Origin of the sequence: Sphingomonas eleionomae (genome assembly GCF_049889035.1) — a bacterium.
Classification (GTDB): domain Bacteria; phylum Pseudomonadota; class Alphaproteobacteria; order Sphingomonadales; family Sphingomonadaceae; genus Sphingomonas.
The window spans coordinates 40,522-54,392 of record NZ_JBLTWP010000003.1 but is presented as its reverse complement, the minus strand read 5'-3'; the positions used below and the strand labels follow the sequence as shown (position 1 = coordinate 54,392).

The window sequence follows — 13,871 nt, the reverse complement described above, 5'->3', positions numbered from 1 at the left end:
GAACGGATTTTGGAATGAGCTGGACCGAAGAACGCATTGAAACGCTGACCCGGATGTGGGCATCGGGCATGACCGCCAGCCAGATCGCGGAAGAGCTGGGCGGCATCAGCCGGAACGCCGTGATCGGCAAGGCGCACCGCCTTGGTCTCAAGCCGCGGCCATCGCCGGTCAAGCCAAACGATCCGGAGGCAAAGGCGGCCAAGGCAGCACCGGCAGCGGCCGCCGCTCCCGCCGCCCCCGCTGCGCCGCCTGCAGCAGCGCCGGTGGAAAAGGCTGCCAAGCCTGCAAAGGTGCCGTTGCCCAAGCCGGAGGCGCCAGCGCCTGCGCCAGTCGCCGCACCCGTGCAGGAAAAGGTGGCGCCAGAGCCCAAGCCCCAGCCCGAATTGCGCTCCATCGGCCCGGGCGGCTTTCTTCGCCAGAATCCCGGCGAACAGACTGCTCCGTCGCAGCCCGCCCCGCCCCGACGCCTGGTCCCCGCCCGGCCAAGCGATGCGATTGCAGGCAAGACGACGCTGCTCGATCTTAATGACAAGATCTGCAAATGGCCGATCGGACATCCCGGCGAACCGGATTTCCACTTTTGCGGCGACAAGGTGAATCCGGGTTTCCCCTATTGCGTCGATCATTGCGGCCACGCCTATCAGGCGCAGCTGCCCCGGCGCGACCGGCGTCCGCCGCCGCCCATGCCCTATGGCGGTCCGCGCGTCCGCTAAAGGCATGCTGGCTGCGGGAAATACGTAGTTTCCCTGTCGCAGCACCCTGAACTGGCGGGATAGCCGCACCGCGCGATACGCGAATCGCGCGCTTCGTCCGCTATGCGCCCGTCACCGCTCGGCAACAGCCCGGCGGGTAAAAGAGCGGCATGAACCGCGTCCGCCCCATCCATGCGTTGCGCAGCGCCCGTGCCGGAGGCGCCGGTGATCGGCGCGGCAATGCGCTGGTCGAATTTGCGCTGCTGCTGCCGGTGCTGGCGCTGCTCCTGATGGGGATGCTTGGCTATGGCCAGTACTTCCTGCTTGCCCACAATGCCCAGCAACTGGCCAATGACGCTGCCCGCGCAAGCATTGCCGGGATGACGGCCAGCGAACGGGCCATGCTGGCGAATGAGAGCGTCACGACCGGCGCTGCGTCCACCGGCGGCGTCGCGGCCAACCGCGTCTCCAGCAGCATCACCGAAACCGGCACCCGCGTGACGGTGGAGGTCGTGGTGGACGCCAGCGACGTCGCGCTGCTGCAGGTGCCGGTCATCCCGTTTCCCGATCGCTTGATCCGCCGCCGGGCGGTGGCGCACCGCGCGGGCCTGCTCTGATGCGCTCGCTCCGCAGGCTCCTTGCCGACGAGCGGGGCGGGACCGCGGTGCTGATCGGGGCTGCCATGCCGCTGTTGATCGGTTCGGCCGCGCTGGCCGTCGACATCGGTTCGGTTCAGCTGGACACAAGGCGGCTTCAGGGCCTGGCCGATGATGCTGCGCTGGCCGCGGCCGCCGACGTCGCCAATGCCACGGCTCAGGCGCAGACCGCAGTCAGCCGTGCGGGATCGCCGGCACCCGTCACGGTCGCGGTCACCACCGGCACCTACAGCCCCGATCCGGCAGTACCCGCCGCCGAACGCTTCGCCGCCCGATCCAGCGGTGGCAACGCCGCACGTGTCACGCTGACCAGCGAAAGCCCGACCTTTTTTGCCCGGATCTTTGGTCGGCAGGGGGTTGCGATTGCCCGCACGGCAACCGCGGCGCGCATGGATTATGCTGCATTTTCGGTGGGATCGCGGCTGGCATCGCTCAATGACGGGTTGCTCAACGCCTATCTGTCCGCGCTGACCGGCGGCAATGTGCAGCTGAATGCGCTGGATTACCGCGCGATCGCGGCAGCCGATATCGACCTGATCGCCTATCTCGACGCGCTGAAGGTGCGCGCCAACCTGACCGACCTCAGCTATGGCGCAGTGCTGGATACGGCAGTGACGGGGGAACAGAGCCTTGGCGCGCTGGCCGATGTCATCGGCGATGCAACCGCAGCGGCCGGAATCCGCACGCTGGCCAGCCATGTGCGCGGCGGCGGGGAAAAACTCGGCGCGCTGATCGACGCAGGGCCGCTGTCGGGGCAGGACAGCGGCGGGATCGGCATGGTGCGGGTCAACGCACTGTCGATGGTGACGATGCTAGCCCAGCTGCAATCCGATCGCCACATGGTCGATATCGACCTGGGCGCGACGCTGCCCGGCCTGAGTGCGACCAGCCTGAAGCTGGCGATTGGCGAGCGTCCCGCACAATCGCCCTGGATCACCATCACCGATCACGGCGCGCCCATCCTGCGTACCGCTCAGGCCCGCCTGCTGATCGACAGCCGCATCGCCCCGACGGCGCTGCCCGGCCTTGCCAACCTGGCTTCGGCCCGGGTGCCGCTGTTCGTTGAGCTAGCCTCGGCAGAAGCGCGGCTGGCCGGGCTGAATTGCGGGGCAAATGGTCAGTTCGCGACGATCGAGACGCGACCCAGCCCGGGCAGCATCGCGCTGGCAAGCGCCGATACCCGTGCCTTTGATGATTTCACCCGCCCCGTCCCGCTGTCGCGCGCACGGATCGTGGACACGCTGCTGATCGACGTGACCGGCATGGCCCGCATCGATCTGGGCGCGGCCGAGCCATGGCAACGCCTGACGTTCGATCGACAGGATGTCGATAACCGGACGGTTCGCACCGTTGCCAGCAGCACCGCTGTTCAGGGCGTTACCGCCGGTCTGATCCAGCAAGCCGATTTTCGCGCCGAAATCGCGGGGCTCATTGCGCTGGACACCGGAAAGCTGACCGCTGCGGTGGGCGAGCAGCTTGCCACGCTTGGTCCCGCACTGGACGGGCTGATCAATCTGGCGACGGGAACGCTGGGGATCCGCTATGGCGAAGCCGATGTCAGGGTGAGCGGCCTTCGCTGCGGTATTCCAAGCCTGGTCGGGTGACCGGGCTAAAAAGACGATCGGGCCGGCATGATACGCAGCCGGCCCGATCTGATACGCGTTACACTACTGGGTCGCAGGCCGTCAGAAGCGGAACGCCGCCGTCAGCCGCAGACCATGGGTGTCGAACCGGCCGTTGGTCCGAGCAAAGTCGGTTCCGGCCGCGTTGCCCAGCACAAACGGATGGGTGGCCGGTGCGGTTCCACGGCTGGCGCGGACGACATAATCGTCCTGGTCGAAACGGGTGTAGAGATATTCCATGCCGACCGAGAAGTTGCGGCCCAGCTTCTGCTCGATGCCGCCGCCGGCCTGCCAGCCCCACTCCATGTCCTCACCGCGGCCTTCATAGGCGTTTGCGGTGTTGGTCGAGGTGAAGCTGTTGTTGATCTTGCCATAGGTGGCGCCGAACGTGCCGTAGAACAGCGTGGTGTTGGCAGCGAAACCGGCGCGGGCGCGCACGGCAGCGTTCCAGTCCAGCTCACGCGTGAACTGATAGTTGGCGGGCGTCGAGCTGAATGCCGTCACGCTGTCCGACGCTTTGGACTTGCCGAACTCGCCGACCACACCATAGACGAAGCTGCCAACCTGCTTGTCGGCACCGATGCGGGCGTAATATTCAATTCCGTCCTTGTCGCCGGTGCAGCCGGTTGCCAGGCTGTTGCCGTTCGGGCGGCCGCCGCAAAAGCCGGGGAACACGTTCACATTGCTGGTGTTCACGATGGTGTCACCGAACTGACCGTCCAGATTGCGGTCGAAGGTCACACCTTCATTGCCGTCATTGCTCTGCACCGTGTAGCCGAACGACCCGCCGATATAGACGCCGTCGAACGGCTTTTCCTCGACCTCCTGGGCCATGGCGGGCGAGGCAACGGCAAACAGTGCCGATGCGGCAAGAAGGATAGAACGCATAAATTTACTCCCGGTTTGGATATGCGGGGGCAACTACGTTTGAAGGCCGCAAAAAGGTTCATGCGCTTTCGACAAACACGTCGCACTGGTGCATATTTGCAACAGTGCGCCATGGCCGGGGGTTCCGCTTGCGCCGCTGTTTCCCGTGGCCCTATACCGTCGGCCATGTCCGAACTGTTCGACGCATCGCCGTCCCGCCCCGACACCTATGATGCGTCCTCCATCGAGGTTCTCGAGGGGCTGGAACCCGTTCGGCGGCGGCCGGGCATGTATATCGGGGGCACTGACGAGCGGGCATTTCACCACCTTGCCGCCGAGGTTCTGGACAATGCGATGGACGAGGCGGTGGCAGGCCACGCGACCCGCATCGAAATCAGCCTGCAACCCGGCAACCGGTTGACCATCGTCGACAATGGCCGGGGTATCCCGGTCGATCCGCACCCCCGTTTTCCCGACAAGTCCGCGCTGGAAGTCATCCTGTCCACGCTGCATTCCGGCGGCAAGTTTTCGGGCAAGGCCTATGCCACATCCGGCGGCCTGCACGGCGTCGGCATCAGCGTCGTCAACGCGCTGAGCAGCGAAACGGTGATCGAGGTGGCCAAGGACCGCCAGCTCTATCGCCAGCGGTTCAGCAGAGGCGTCACGCTTGGGTCCATTGAGGCGCTGGGCAGCACGCCCAACCGGCGCGGCACCTCAGTCACCTTTTCCCCCGATCCGGAGATTTTCGGGCCGGAAATGGCGTTCAAGCCCGCTCGCCTGTACCGGCTGGCCCGGTCGAAGGCCTATCTGTTCGCAGGCGTCGAAATCCGCTGGAAATGCGCGGCCGAGCTGATCGCGGACGATACGCCGGCGGAATCGGTATTCCAGTTTCCGGGCGGCCTTGCCGACCATCTGCGCGAACAGCTTGGCGGCCGGGAGTGCGCGACTTCCGGCTTCTTTGCCGGGCAACAGGGATTTCCCGACGCACCCGACGGGTCGACCACCGGCAAGGTCGAATGGGCCGTCGCCTGGCCGCTGTGGAGCGACGGCAGCTACAGCTGGTATTGCAACACCATCCCGACGCCCGATGGCGGCACGCACGAGGCGGGTCTGCGCGCCGCGCTGGTCAAGGGCATCCGTGCGTTCGGCGAGCTGGTCGGCCAGAAAAAGGCCAAGGACATCACGGCAGAGGATGTGATGACCGGCAGCGAGCTGATGCTGTCCGTCTTCATCCGCGATCCCCAGTTTCAAAGCCAGACCAAGGACCGGCTGACCAGCCCGGAGGCGGCGCAGCTCGTCGAACGTGCCGTACGCGACCATTTCGACCATTTCCTTGCCGACAACATGGACCGGGGCAAGGCGCTGCTCGGCTATGTCCTCGAGCGGATGGACGAGCGGCTCAAGCGCAAGCAGGAGCGCGAGGTCAAGCGCAAGACCGCGACCAGCGCCCGCAAGCTGCGCCTGCCCGGCAAGCTGACCGATTGTTCCGCCGATGATTCCGCGGGCACCGAATTGTTCATCGTCGAAGGGGACAGCGCAGGCGGCAGCGCGAAACAGGCGCGCGACCGCAAGACACAGGCGATCCTGCCCATTCGCGGCAAGATCCTGAATGTCGCATCGGCCACCAGTGCCAAGATCCTGGCCAATCAGGAAATCGCCGACCTGGTCCTCGCCATGGGCTGTAGCACGCGCAAGGATTGCCGGCCGGATCAGCTGCGCTACGAACGCATCATCATCATGACCGACGCCGATGTCGATGGCGCGCATATCGCAACACTGCTGATGACATTCTTCTTTCAGGAGATGCCGGAGCTGGTGCGGCGCGGGCACCTCTATCTGGCCCAGCCGCCGCTCTATCGCCTGACCAGCGGCACCAAATCGCTTTATGCCCGCGACGATGCCCATCGTGCCGCGCTGGAAGCCAAGGAGTTCAAGGGCAAGAAGGTCGATGTCGCCCGGTTCAAGGGGCTGGGAGAAATGAACCCCAATCAGCTCAAGGAAACGACGATGGACCCCGCGACCCGCAGCCTGATCCGCATCACCCTGCCCCAGGAGTATGAAGAGCGGGCGGGCGTCAAGGACCTGGTTGATCGCCTGATGGGCACGAACCCGGCCCATCGCTTTGCCTTTATTCAGGAAAACGCCGCAAGACTGGAAGAAGAGGCAATCGACGCATAGTCAAACCCATGATATCTTGATGGCCTCGCGTATATCGGGAGGCGTACATGAAGCGTGTGATTGTCCCTCTGACCTTTGCCACTCTGCTTCTCGCGGCACCTGTTGCCAAGGCGCAGGACGCACCCGCTCCCGACGGACCGGACATTACAGTCAACGCATCGAGCATTGATGATCTTCGCAAGATGCTGGCCGATTGCATTGCACGGCAATGTCCGGTCGGTGAAGAGATTGACGCCACGCTGGCGCTGGCCGAAAATCTTTTCATTGCCGGCCGATACACCGAAGCAAAGAAGATCATGCGGACATCGCTGCATCGGAACCGGCGGCACCGGAAAACCGATCCGGGCCCGGTCGCGGAGCTGGCGCGCGCGGCCAGCCGTGTGGCCAGTCATATGGGCGATAGCGATGCAGACCTCTTTCACGCCCGTGAGGCCAGGGCCACTCTCAAGGGAGCGCTTGGCGGGAATGAAGAACGCGCCTTTGGCTCGCTACTCGAGGTAGGCGATGCAATGGTCCGTGCGAGCCGAGTGGAGGATGCTGGCCGGATGTACATGCTGGCCCGCCGCCGCGCGATCGAGGAAAAGGATCCCGTTCTCGAGGCAACTGCCCGTATCCGGCTTGCCAATATGTATGCAGGCCTGGCTACCCCGCAAAATCGGTACGGTGGACTGGTAAAGGGGCAGTTGCGGCCGTTGCTCCGACAGGATGATCCACGAATGGCCGACTTTCGGATCGCGGCCGAGCTGCTGATCGCCCGCCTGAACGCCAAGCTGGGCGACGCGTCGCAACTGGAGCAACTGATCGAAAAGCATCGCATTGCAAACAAGAATGCGCCGCTCACCATGGTCTATGCCGCCGATCTGGATGTCCCGCTACGGCCAGCGGATGCGGGTGAATGGGCCGATCTTGGCTTCTGGGTCGACATGAATGGCAAGGTGGGCGCAGTCGACGTCCTGAAGCAATCCAACCGAAAAGGACGATGGGCAGCGCAGCTGACCGAAAACATCGCACGCCGCCGATATCAGGCATTTACCTCTGATGCGACGGCTCGCTACGTGGTCGAACGCTTTTCGGTTGTGAAGCGACGCATTGATAAAACGAGCAGCAGAATTGCGCAGTACAACGTCTCGGTGGTCTCCCTTGTGCTGGATGAACAGCAGGACACGCCGTAACCGCATGGCAAATGGCGTTCTCCGGGCCGGCCGAACGCTGGTGCTGTCCCTCCTGTCCGCCTGCATCGTCGTTGGCCCGGCCACCCGTGTGCAGGCGGCCCCGATCGTTCAGGAAACGGAGGCGGTGCCGGATGCACGGCTGCAATCGCGCATTGGGTCGTTGAAGCCGCTGTTCACGGGCGGCGGGGATTTTGCGGCCAGCTTCACCGAACAGTTCCGGCAACAGGTGCCGGAGGCGCGATGGCGGGCACTGACGGCTCAGGTGGTGGCAGCAATCGGCGCACCGGTCGGGGTCGAGGAACAGACGAGCGCCGGTCCGCACGGCGCCACCCTGCGTTACGGGTTCGAGCGCGGGATTGCCACGATCCGCATTGCCATCGAACCGGACGAGCCGGGCCGGATCGCGGGCCTGCTGATCGTCAACACCGAGCCACGCGGCGACACGGCGGCCCGGATCGCGGCGGATGTCGCCAGCCTGCCGGGCACGGCCGGCCTTTTCGTCCAGCGGCTGGACGGCGGCTCGCTGCCCCCCGTGATTGATCAGGCGGGCGACCGCGCAGGACCGATCGGTTCCGCCTTCAAGTTGTGGGTGCTGGCCGAGGCGGCGCGGCAGGTCGCGGGGGGAAAGCGACGCTGGAACGACGTCCTGCCCCTTGGCGAACGGTCCCTGCCCAGCGGCGTGACGCAGGGCTGGCCACCGGGGTCGCCGGTAACGCTGCACACGCTGGCGGTGCAGATGATTTCGATCAGCGACAATACCGCCACTGATACGCTGATCGCCGCCCTTGGCCGGGCACAGGTCGATGCCATCCCTGCGCTGGCGGGTGTACGGGACAGCGACCGGACCTTGCCCGTCCTCACCACGCTGGAGGCGTTCCGGCTGAAGGCGCTGGCAAAACAGGGGCTGGTGCCCACCGACTGGGACAGGATGACGCCCGATGCGCGCCGCAACCTGATGGCGGAACAGTCAACCGCACTGAAGACCGCGCCGGTAACCGCATCGATGTTCGGCCAGGGACCGCTCAGAACCGATATCGAATGGTTTGCCAGCCCCGCCGACATGGCGCGCACGCTCGACTGGCTTCGCCGCAACGGCGGGGCCGATGCGATGGCGATTCTTGCCGTCCATCCGGGCACCGGCGTCGCCGACCGGTTCGAATGGGTGGGGTTCAAGGGCGGATCGGAACCTGGGGTGCTCAGCCTCAATTATCTGGTACGGACGAAATCGGGGCAATGGTTCGCGGTCACCGGGCAATGGCACAATCCCGGCGGAGAAGTGAGCGAGGCACGCTTCGCAGCGATCATGAACCGTGCCCTGACGCTGATCAGTCGCCCGGTTCAGCCCTGACCGCCCGGCCGAATACCGGAACCGGGTTCAGGCAGCGATATCGCCCCGCCGCGCCGTCCATTCGCGCCGCAACAGGCCGTACAGCGTCGTATCGCGCACACCGATATGGGTTTCCCATTCCTCGCGCAGCACGCCTTCCAGCTTGAAGCCCAGATGTTCCAGCAGCCTGCGCGACGGCAGATTGTCGGGATCGGTATCGGCGAACACCCGCCGCTTGCCTTCGGTAAAGAACAGGTGGTCCAGAAACCGGGCCACGGCCTCGCGCGCCAGCCCGCGACCGACCAGTCCGGGCAGGATCATGTAGCCGATTTCGCCGACACCCCCCTGCCGCCGTTCACCGACGGAAACCATACCGATCACCCGCGCCTCGCTCTTCAGCACGATGGCAAAGGCGCGCCAGCCGTCATTGTCGATCCGCGGTGCCAGATGCTCGCGCAGCGCCGCCGCCTCGCGGATCGGGGCATGCGACCACCAGCGCATCTGCGCGTCGTCGGAAAAGGCCGGCAGCAGCGCATCGGCATCCTCGATCGCCAGTTTGCGCAAGGTCAGCCGCTCGCTTTCGAGCGTCGGGAAATCAGTCAATCAATCGATCCTTATTGCGCCAGCGCATCGACCAGCGCGCGCACCTTGGCCTGCCGCCATTGCGGCAATGGCGCAACCAGCCAATAGCCCATGCGATAGGGTTTGGGATCGCCCGTCTGCACCACGCGGCCCGCCGCCAGATCAGCGCGGGCGATGATTTCCGGCACAGTCGTGCGCCCCATGCCCGCCGCCGCTGCGTCCACCGCCAGTCCCGCATCGCCGACCAGGATGCGCGAAACGCTTTCCTCATTGAGGCACCCAGGCCAGGAAATGCGGGTGTCCGCACCGCCGCCGGGCCGCTCGACCGTCACCATGCCGTCGGACTCCAGCGCCTCGCCCTCATGCTCGCCCGGCCCCTCACCCCAGCGCACGGCCAGGTCCAGATTGGCCTCGGTAAATTCGATGGCATCGGCCGCAGTGACCAGGTGAAAGCGCAGGTCAGGATCGGCCGCAGCGATTTCCGACAATCGGGGCAGCAGCCATTTTTCAGCCAGGTCGCGCGGTGCGGCGATGGTCAGCGATTTGGACGACTGCCCCGCCTGCATGGCGCGCACCGCCTCTTCGAACTGAAGAAAGCCCATGCGCAGCGCCTCCAGCCCCGCCGCGCCCTCCGGCGTCAGCTCAAGCCCCTTGGCAGTGCGGCGGAACAGGACAACGCCCAACGTATCCTCAAGCGCGCGAATCTGCTGGCCGACAGCGGCGGGCGTCACCGCCAGCTCGTCTGCCGCACGGGTAAAGGACAGGTGGCGCGCGGCGGCATCCAGCACGCGCAGGCCATTCAGGGGCAGGTGCGTCCGCTTCATGCGATCACCCCGTCACCGCCGGTGCGATCAGGGCAAATTTGGGAATCTCGGCATCGAACTCATCCCCGCCGGCGGACAGCATCTGGTAACTGCCCTGCATATGCCCGGTTGGCGTCGTCAGCGGACAGCCGGAGACATAATCGAAACTGGCGCCCGGTTCGATCAGCGGCTGTTCGCCCACCACGCCCTCGCCCTCGACCATGTGGCGCATCCCGCGCCCATCCGTGATGACCCAGCGCCGCGTGAGCAGCTGCACCGCGTGCTTGCCCTCATTCTCGATGCGGATGTGATAGGCCCAGAACCAGCGGCCGCGATCCGGCTCTGATTGTTCGGGCAGAAAGCTGACCGCCACCCGGACGATGACGCCATTGGTCTCCGCCGACTGGTTGAACAGCGATTTCACAATCCCGCCGCCCGCAATGCCTGATCCAGATCGTCGATCAGGTCAGCGGGATCCTCAAGACCCACATTCAGGCGGAGAGTTCCCTCCGTAATCCCCATTTCCAGCCGCTTTTCCTCGGCCACGCTTGAATGGGTGGTGGATGCAGGGTGCGTCATCAGCGAGCGGGAATCGCCGATATTGTTCGAAATGTCGATCAGGGCGAGCGCGTTGAGCAGGCTGTGCGCCTGGGCCCGGCCGCCATCCACCTCGAAACTGAAGATACATCCGGCCATGTCCATCTGGCTCATCGCCAGACTGTGCTGCGGGTGGCTGGGCAGGCCGGGATGATTGATGCGCGGCACCCGTCCTTCCAGGAAACGGCCGACGGCAAGCGCATTTTCCGACTGGCGACGGATCCGCAGATCCAGCGTCTCCAGCCCCTTCAGCACCACCCAGGCGTTGAACGCCGACAGGGTGGGGCCAGTGTTGCGCGTGAACGGCAGCAACGTGTTCAGGATGAAGTCCTCGCTGCCGCACACCGCCCCGGCCAGAACGCGCCCCTGCCCGTCCATCATCTTGGTCGCGGAATAGGCGACGACATCCGCGCCGAATGCCATCGGCCGCTGCAATGCAGGCGTGGCAAAGGCATTGTCGACGACACTGGTAATGCCGCGTTCGCGCGCCATGCCGCACACCGCGCGCAGATCGACGATGTCCATCGTGGGATTGGCGGGCGTTTCAAAGAAATAGACTTTGGTATTCGGCCGGGTCGCGTCGGCAAATTGCTGCGGATCGCGGGCATCAACGATCGTGGTCTGAATGCCGAACTTGGGCAGCAGCGTGTCGGTCAGCCAGCGGCACGACCCGAACAGCGCGCGGCCGGCGACAACATGATCGCCCGCCTGCAACTGGCACAGCAAGGATGCGGTCATCGCCGCCATGCCGCTGGCGGTCGCGCGGCACGACTCGGCACCTTCCAGCAGGGCGATACGCTGTTCCAGCATTTCGACCGTCGGATTCTGCAGCCGCGAATAGGTCATGCCCGCCTGTTCGCCGGCAAAGCGTGCCGCGGCATCCTCTGCCCGGTCATAGGCATAGCCGGAGGTCAGGAACAGCGCCTCGGACGTCTCGCCAAATTCGGAACGGGCCGTGCCGCCGCGCACCGCCTGGGTCGCCGGGCGCCAGTGCTGGGTAATGGATCGGTCCTGGCCAGTATAACGCTTCATGGCATCCGCTTTGCCGGGCGGCGGGGGCCAAGGTCAAGCGCGTTGCGCGTTCCCATGGCCTTCCGCGCCGCTATGGCACCGGGCGGGTGGCGAGCAATGCTCAGGGCCTTAACCGCTGGATGTCACCGGCCAGCTGGCGTCAACCGGCCGCGCGCCGCCCGTACCGACCCCAGGTGAAGCGCGAGGACAGGGCAAAGTTCCACACCGCACCCACGGCGACCCCGGCTAGCGCGGGCACCGCCCAGGCGCCCTGCTGCGCGCCATGCAGGAACGCCGCCACCCCGACATTCGCAATCGCCCCCACCGAACAGATCACGCAAAAGCTGACCCAGCCGTCAATCAGTTGCCGCGTGCCGCGAAGCCGCCGGTCGCGATAGGTGAGCAGATTGTTCAGGAAGAAGTTGAACGTCATCGCCACCAGCGTCGCACCGATCTGCGCTGCCAGAAAACCCGCCCCCAGCGCCTGATGCAGCAACCACAGGATAGTCAGGTGGACCAGCGCGCCCATCGCGCCCACGCCCGCGAACAGGACAAAGCGCACGGGCACCCACCGGCCGAACATCCGGTCATACAGCGCGATCAGATATTCCAGCGCCACGACATGGTCGAGCTTGCTTTCCCCCGCATCCCGCGTGCGGAAGACATAGGGCATCTCCCGAAACTTCAGCGGCCTGGGGCTGGCCGTCATCACATCCAGCAGGATCTTGAACCCGATCCCCGACAGGCTGGGCACCAGCTGACGGACGATGGCCGTGCGGATCATGAAAAACCCGCTCATCGGATCGGACAGGTCCGCCTTGATCACCTGCCGCGCCAGCCGGGTGGCAAGGGCGGATTTGGCGACGCGATCCCGGTCCCACTCGCCCGTCCCGCCGCCTTCGACAAAACGGGAACCGACGACCAGGTCCAGGTCCGGCTGATCGAACAACAGTTCGAACATGCGCGGCAACAGCGTTTCGTCATGCTGCAGATCGCCGTCCATTACCGCGACGATGGGCGCAGCGGTCGCACACATCCCCTCGATACAGGCGGTGGACAGGCCGCGTCGCCCGATCCGCTGGATCACGCGCACCCGCGGGTCGCGCCGAGCCATGGCGCGGGCGGCATCGCCCGTTCCGTCGGGGCTGTCATCATCGACGAAAATGACCTCCCACCCGCTCTCGCCCAGCACGGCATCCAGCCGTTCGATCAGGCGCGGGACATTCTTCGCCTCGTTAAACACGGGAACGACGATGGCGAGGTGAAGGGCATCGGGCATCAGGATTACAGCGCGGCCAGCACCGCATCGGCCATGGCGCGGGTGGACAGCGTTCCCCCCAGGTCCGCCGTGCGGGCGCCCCCGGCAATCGCACTGGCCACCGCCGCCTCGATCCGGTCGGCCGCATCGGGCCGGTTCAGCGAATGGCGCAGCATCATCGCGGCGGACAGGATCGTCGCGCACGGATTGGCCCGGCCCTGTCCCGCAATATCCGGCGCAGAACCATGGATTGGCTCGTACAGCCCCTTGCCGCTATCATTCAGCGCGGCGCTGGGCAGCATCCCGATCGATCCGGCGCACATCGACGCCTGATCCGACAGGATGTCGCCGAACAGGTTGCCGGTCAGGATCACGTCGAACTGACCCGGATCGCGAACCAGCTGCATCGCGGCGTTGTCGACATACATGTGGCTCAACGCGACGTCTGGATATTCGGCCGCCACCTCGATCACCACGTCGCGCCACAACTGGCTGGTTTCCAGTACATTGGCCTTGTCGACCGAACACAGCCGGCGCTTGCGGCCCTGTGCCGTGCGAAAGCCGACATGGGCGATGCGGCGCACCTCGTCCTCGGCATAGGCCATGACGTCATAGCCCTGACGCCGGCCATCGGCGGTGGTGCGCATGCCCTTTTCACCGAAATAGACATCACCGTTCAGCTCGCGGATGATGACCATGTCGATCCGTTCGGCCACCTCGCGCTTCAGGGTGGATGCGTCCTCCAGCCCCCTGAACAGCCGGGCCGGGCGCAGATTGGCGAACAGGCCAAGGGCAGCGCGCAGGCCCAGGATCGCCTGTTCCGGGCGCAGCCGCCGCTCCAGCCCGTCATAGCGCGTGTCCCCGACCGCGCCGAACAGGACCGCGTCAGCCCGGCGGGCCAGGTCCAGCGTCGCGGGAGGGAGCGGATGGCCATCGGCATCATAGCCCGCGCCGCCCACCGGCGCTTCCTCGAACGTCAGGCCCAGATCGAGCGCGGTCAGCACGCGGACCGCCTCTGCCGTCACTTCCGGCCCGATGCCGTCGCCCGGCAGCACTGCGATCAACGTCATCCGAACAATCCCCGATATCCTGAGCAATCTTGCGGC

13 protein-coding genes are annotated in these 13,871 nt (G+C 65.5%); 6 read left to right on the top strand and 7 right to left on the bottom strand.

All coding sequences use genetic code 11. The features are described 5' to 3' along the window. The first annotated feature begins 14 nt into the window (after window positions 1–14). From ACNI3Q_RS08415 to ACNI3Q_RS08405, 3 genes are all read left to right on the top strand, one after another. Window positions 15–713, top strand: coding sequence for a GcrA family cell cycle regulator (locus ACNI3Q_RS08415; RefSeq protein WP_426275747.1), 699 nt, complete (start codon window positions 15–17; stop codon window positions 711–713). A 149-nt stretch (window positions 714–862) separates the two neighbouring features. Beyond that, window positions 863–1,309: a TadE/TadG family type IV pilus assembly protein gene (locus ACNI3Q_RS08410; protein ID WP_426275745.1), complete on the top strand. Its 447-nt coding sequence runs from the start codon at window positions 863–865 to the stop codon at window positions 1,307–1,309. Beyond that, window positions 1,309–2,952 (top strand): TadG family pilus assembly protein, encoded by a 1,644-nt coding sequence (locus tag ACNI3Q_RS08405; protein WP_426275743.1) that lies wholly within the window; start codon window positions 1,309–1,311, stop codon window positions 2,950–2,952. Before ACNI3Q_RS08410 ends, ACNI3Q_RS08405 begins: the two co-directional genes overlap by 1 nt. 81 nt (window positions 2,953–3,033) lie before the next feature. On the opposite strand, the gene ACNI3Q_RS08400 is transcribed toward ACNI3Q_RS08405, so the two are convergent. Beyond that, window positions 3,034–3,858 (bottom strand): outer membrane protein, encoded by an 825-nt coding sequence (locus tag ACNI3Q_RS08400; protein WP_426275741.1) that lies wholly within the window; start codon window positions 3,856–3,858, stop codon window positions 3,034–3,036. A gap of 165 nt (window positions 3,859–4,023) precedes the next feature. On the opposite strand from ACNI3Q_RS08400, the gene parE reads away from it, so the two are divergent. From parE to ACNI3Q_RS08385, 3 genes are read left to right on the top strand one after another with little or no spacing between them, the layout of a single operon-like run. Next, complete coding sequence (parE, locus tag ACNI3Q_RS08395; RefSeq protein WP_426275739.1) at window positions 4,024–6,015, top strand: DNA topoisomerase IV subunit B; 1,992 nt, start codon at window positions 4,024–4,026, stop codon at window positions 6,013–6,015. 47 nt (window positions 6,016–6,062) lie between these two features. Then, complete coding sequence (locus tag ACNI3Q_RS08390; protein ID WP_426275738.1) at window positions 6,063–7,187, top strand: hypothetical protein; 1,125 nt, start codon at window positions 6,063–6,065, stop codon at window positions 7,185–7,187. A gap of 4 nt (window positions 7,188–7,191) precedes the next feature. After that, window positions 7,192–8,535 (top strand): serine hydrolase, encoded by a 1,344-nt coding sequence (locus ACNI3Q_RS08385; RefSeq protein WP_426275736.1) that lies wholly within the window; start codon window positions 7,192–7,194, stop codon window positions 8,533–8,535. A gap of 27 nt (window positions 8,536–8,562) precedes the next feature. Here ACNI3Q_RS08385 and ACNI3Q_RS08380 read toward each other — a convergent pair whose 3' ends face one another. The 6 genes from ACNI3Q_RS08380 to leuB form a co-directional block, all read right to left on the bottom strand. Next, on the bottom strand, window positions 8,563–9,117 hold the full coding sequence (locus ACNI3Q_RS08380; protein ID WP_426275734.1) for a GNAT family N-acetyltransferase: 555 nt from the start codon (window positions 9,115–9,117) through the stop codon (window positions 8,563–8,565). Window positions 9,118–9,128: 11 nt separating this feature from the next. Continuing rightward, the gene (locus ACNI3Q_RS08375; RefSeq protein ID WP_426275732.1) at window positions 9,129–9,920 is read right to left on the bottom strand and encodes a LysR family transcriptional regulator; all 792 of its coding nucleotides are present in this window, start codon (window positions 9,918–9,920) and stop codon (window positions 9,129–9,131) included. 4 nt (window positions 9,921–9,924) lie between these two features. Continuing rightward, window positions 9,925–10,323 carry a Co2+/Mg2+ efflux protein ApaG gene (apaG, locus tag ACNI3Q_RS08370; protein WP_260021722.1) on the bottom strand — a complete coding sequence of 133 codons (399 nt, stop codon included), beginning with the start codon at window positions 10,321–10,323 and terminating at the stop codon, window positions 9,925–9,927. After that, window positions 10,320–11,528, bottom strand: a complete 1,209-nt coding sequence (locus tag ACNI3Q_RS08365) for a trans-sulfuration enzyme family protein (RefSeq protein WP_426275730.1) — start codon at window positions 11,526–11,528, stop codon at window positions 10,320–10,322. Before ACNI3Q_RS08365 ends, apaG begins: the two co-directional genes overlap by 4 nt. A gap of 139 nt (window positions 11,529–11,667) precedes the next feature. Beyond that, window positions 11,668–12,786, bottom strand: coding sequence for a glycosyltransferase (locus ACNI3Q_RS08360; RefSeq protein ID WP_426275728.1), 1,119 nt, complete (start codon window positions 12,784–12,786; stop codon window positions 11,668–11,670). 5 nt (window positions 12,787–12,791) lie between these two features. Continuing rightward, a complete protein-coding gene (leuB, locus tag ACNI3Q_RS08355) occupies window positions 12,792–13,835 on the bottom strand; it encodes a 3-isopropylmalate dehydrogenase (RefSeq protein WP_426275726.1) in 1,044 nt (347 codons plus the stop codon). Between the last annotated feature and the right edge of the window lie 36 nt (window positions 13,836–13,871).

What these genes read in the sequence shown, in the direction of transcription:
- ACNI3Q_RS08415 (WP_426275747.1), top strand. Translation starts at nt 15, where the DNA reads ATGAGCTGGACCGAAGAACGCATTGAAACGCTGACCCGGATGTGGGCA.
- ACNI3Q_RS08410 (WP_426275745.1), top strand. Translation starts at nt 863, where the DNA reads ATGAACCGCGTCCGCCCCATCCATGCGTTGCGCAGCGCCCGTGCCGGA.
- ACNI3Q_RS08405 (WP_426275743.1), top strand. Translation starts at nt 1,309, where the DNA reads ATGCGCTCGCTCCGCAGGCTCCTTGCCGACGAGCGGGGCGGGACCGCG.
- ACNI3Q_RS08400 (WP_426275741.1), bottom strand. Translation starts at nt 3,858, where the DNA reads ATGCGTTCTATCCTTCTTGCCGCATCGGCACTGTTTGCCGTTGCCTCG.
- parE (WP_426275739.1), top strand. Translation starts at nt 4,024, where the DNA reads ATGTCCGAACTGTTCGACGCATCGCCGTCCCGCCCCGACACCTATGAT.
- ACNI3Q_RS08390 (WP_426275738.1), top strand. Translation starts at nt 6,063, where the DNA reads ATGAAGCGTGTGATTGTCCCTCTGACCTTTGCCACTCTGCTTCTCGCG.
- ACNI3Q_RS08385 (WP_426275736.1), top strand. Translation starts at nt 7,192, where the DNA reads ATGGCAAATGGCGTTCTCCGGGCCGGCCGAACGCTGGTGCTGTCCCTC.
- ACNI3Q_RS08375 (WP_426275732.1), bottom strand. Translation starts at nt 9,920, where the DNA reads ATGAAGCGGACGCACCTGCCCCTGAATGGCCTGCGCGTGCTGGATGCC.
- ACNI3Q_RS08365 (WP_426275730.1), bottom strand. Translation starts at nt 11,528, where the DNA reads ATGAAGCGTTATACTGGCCAGGACCGATCCATTACCCAGCACTGGCGC.
- ACNI3Q_RS08360 (WP_426275728.1), bottom strand. Translation starts at nt 12,786, where the DNA reads ATGCCCGATGCCCTTCACCTCGCCATCGTCGTTCCCGTGTTTAACGAG.
- leuB (WP_426275726.1), bottom strand. Translation starts at nt 13,835, where the DNA reads ATGACGTTGATCGCAGTGCTGCCGGGCGACGGCATCGGGCCGGAAGTG.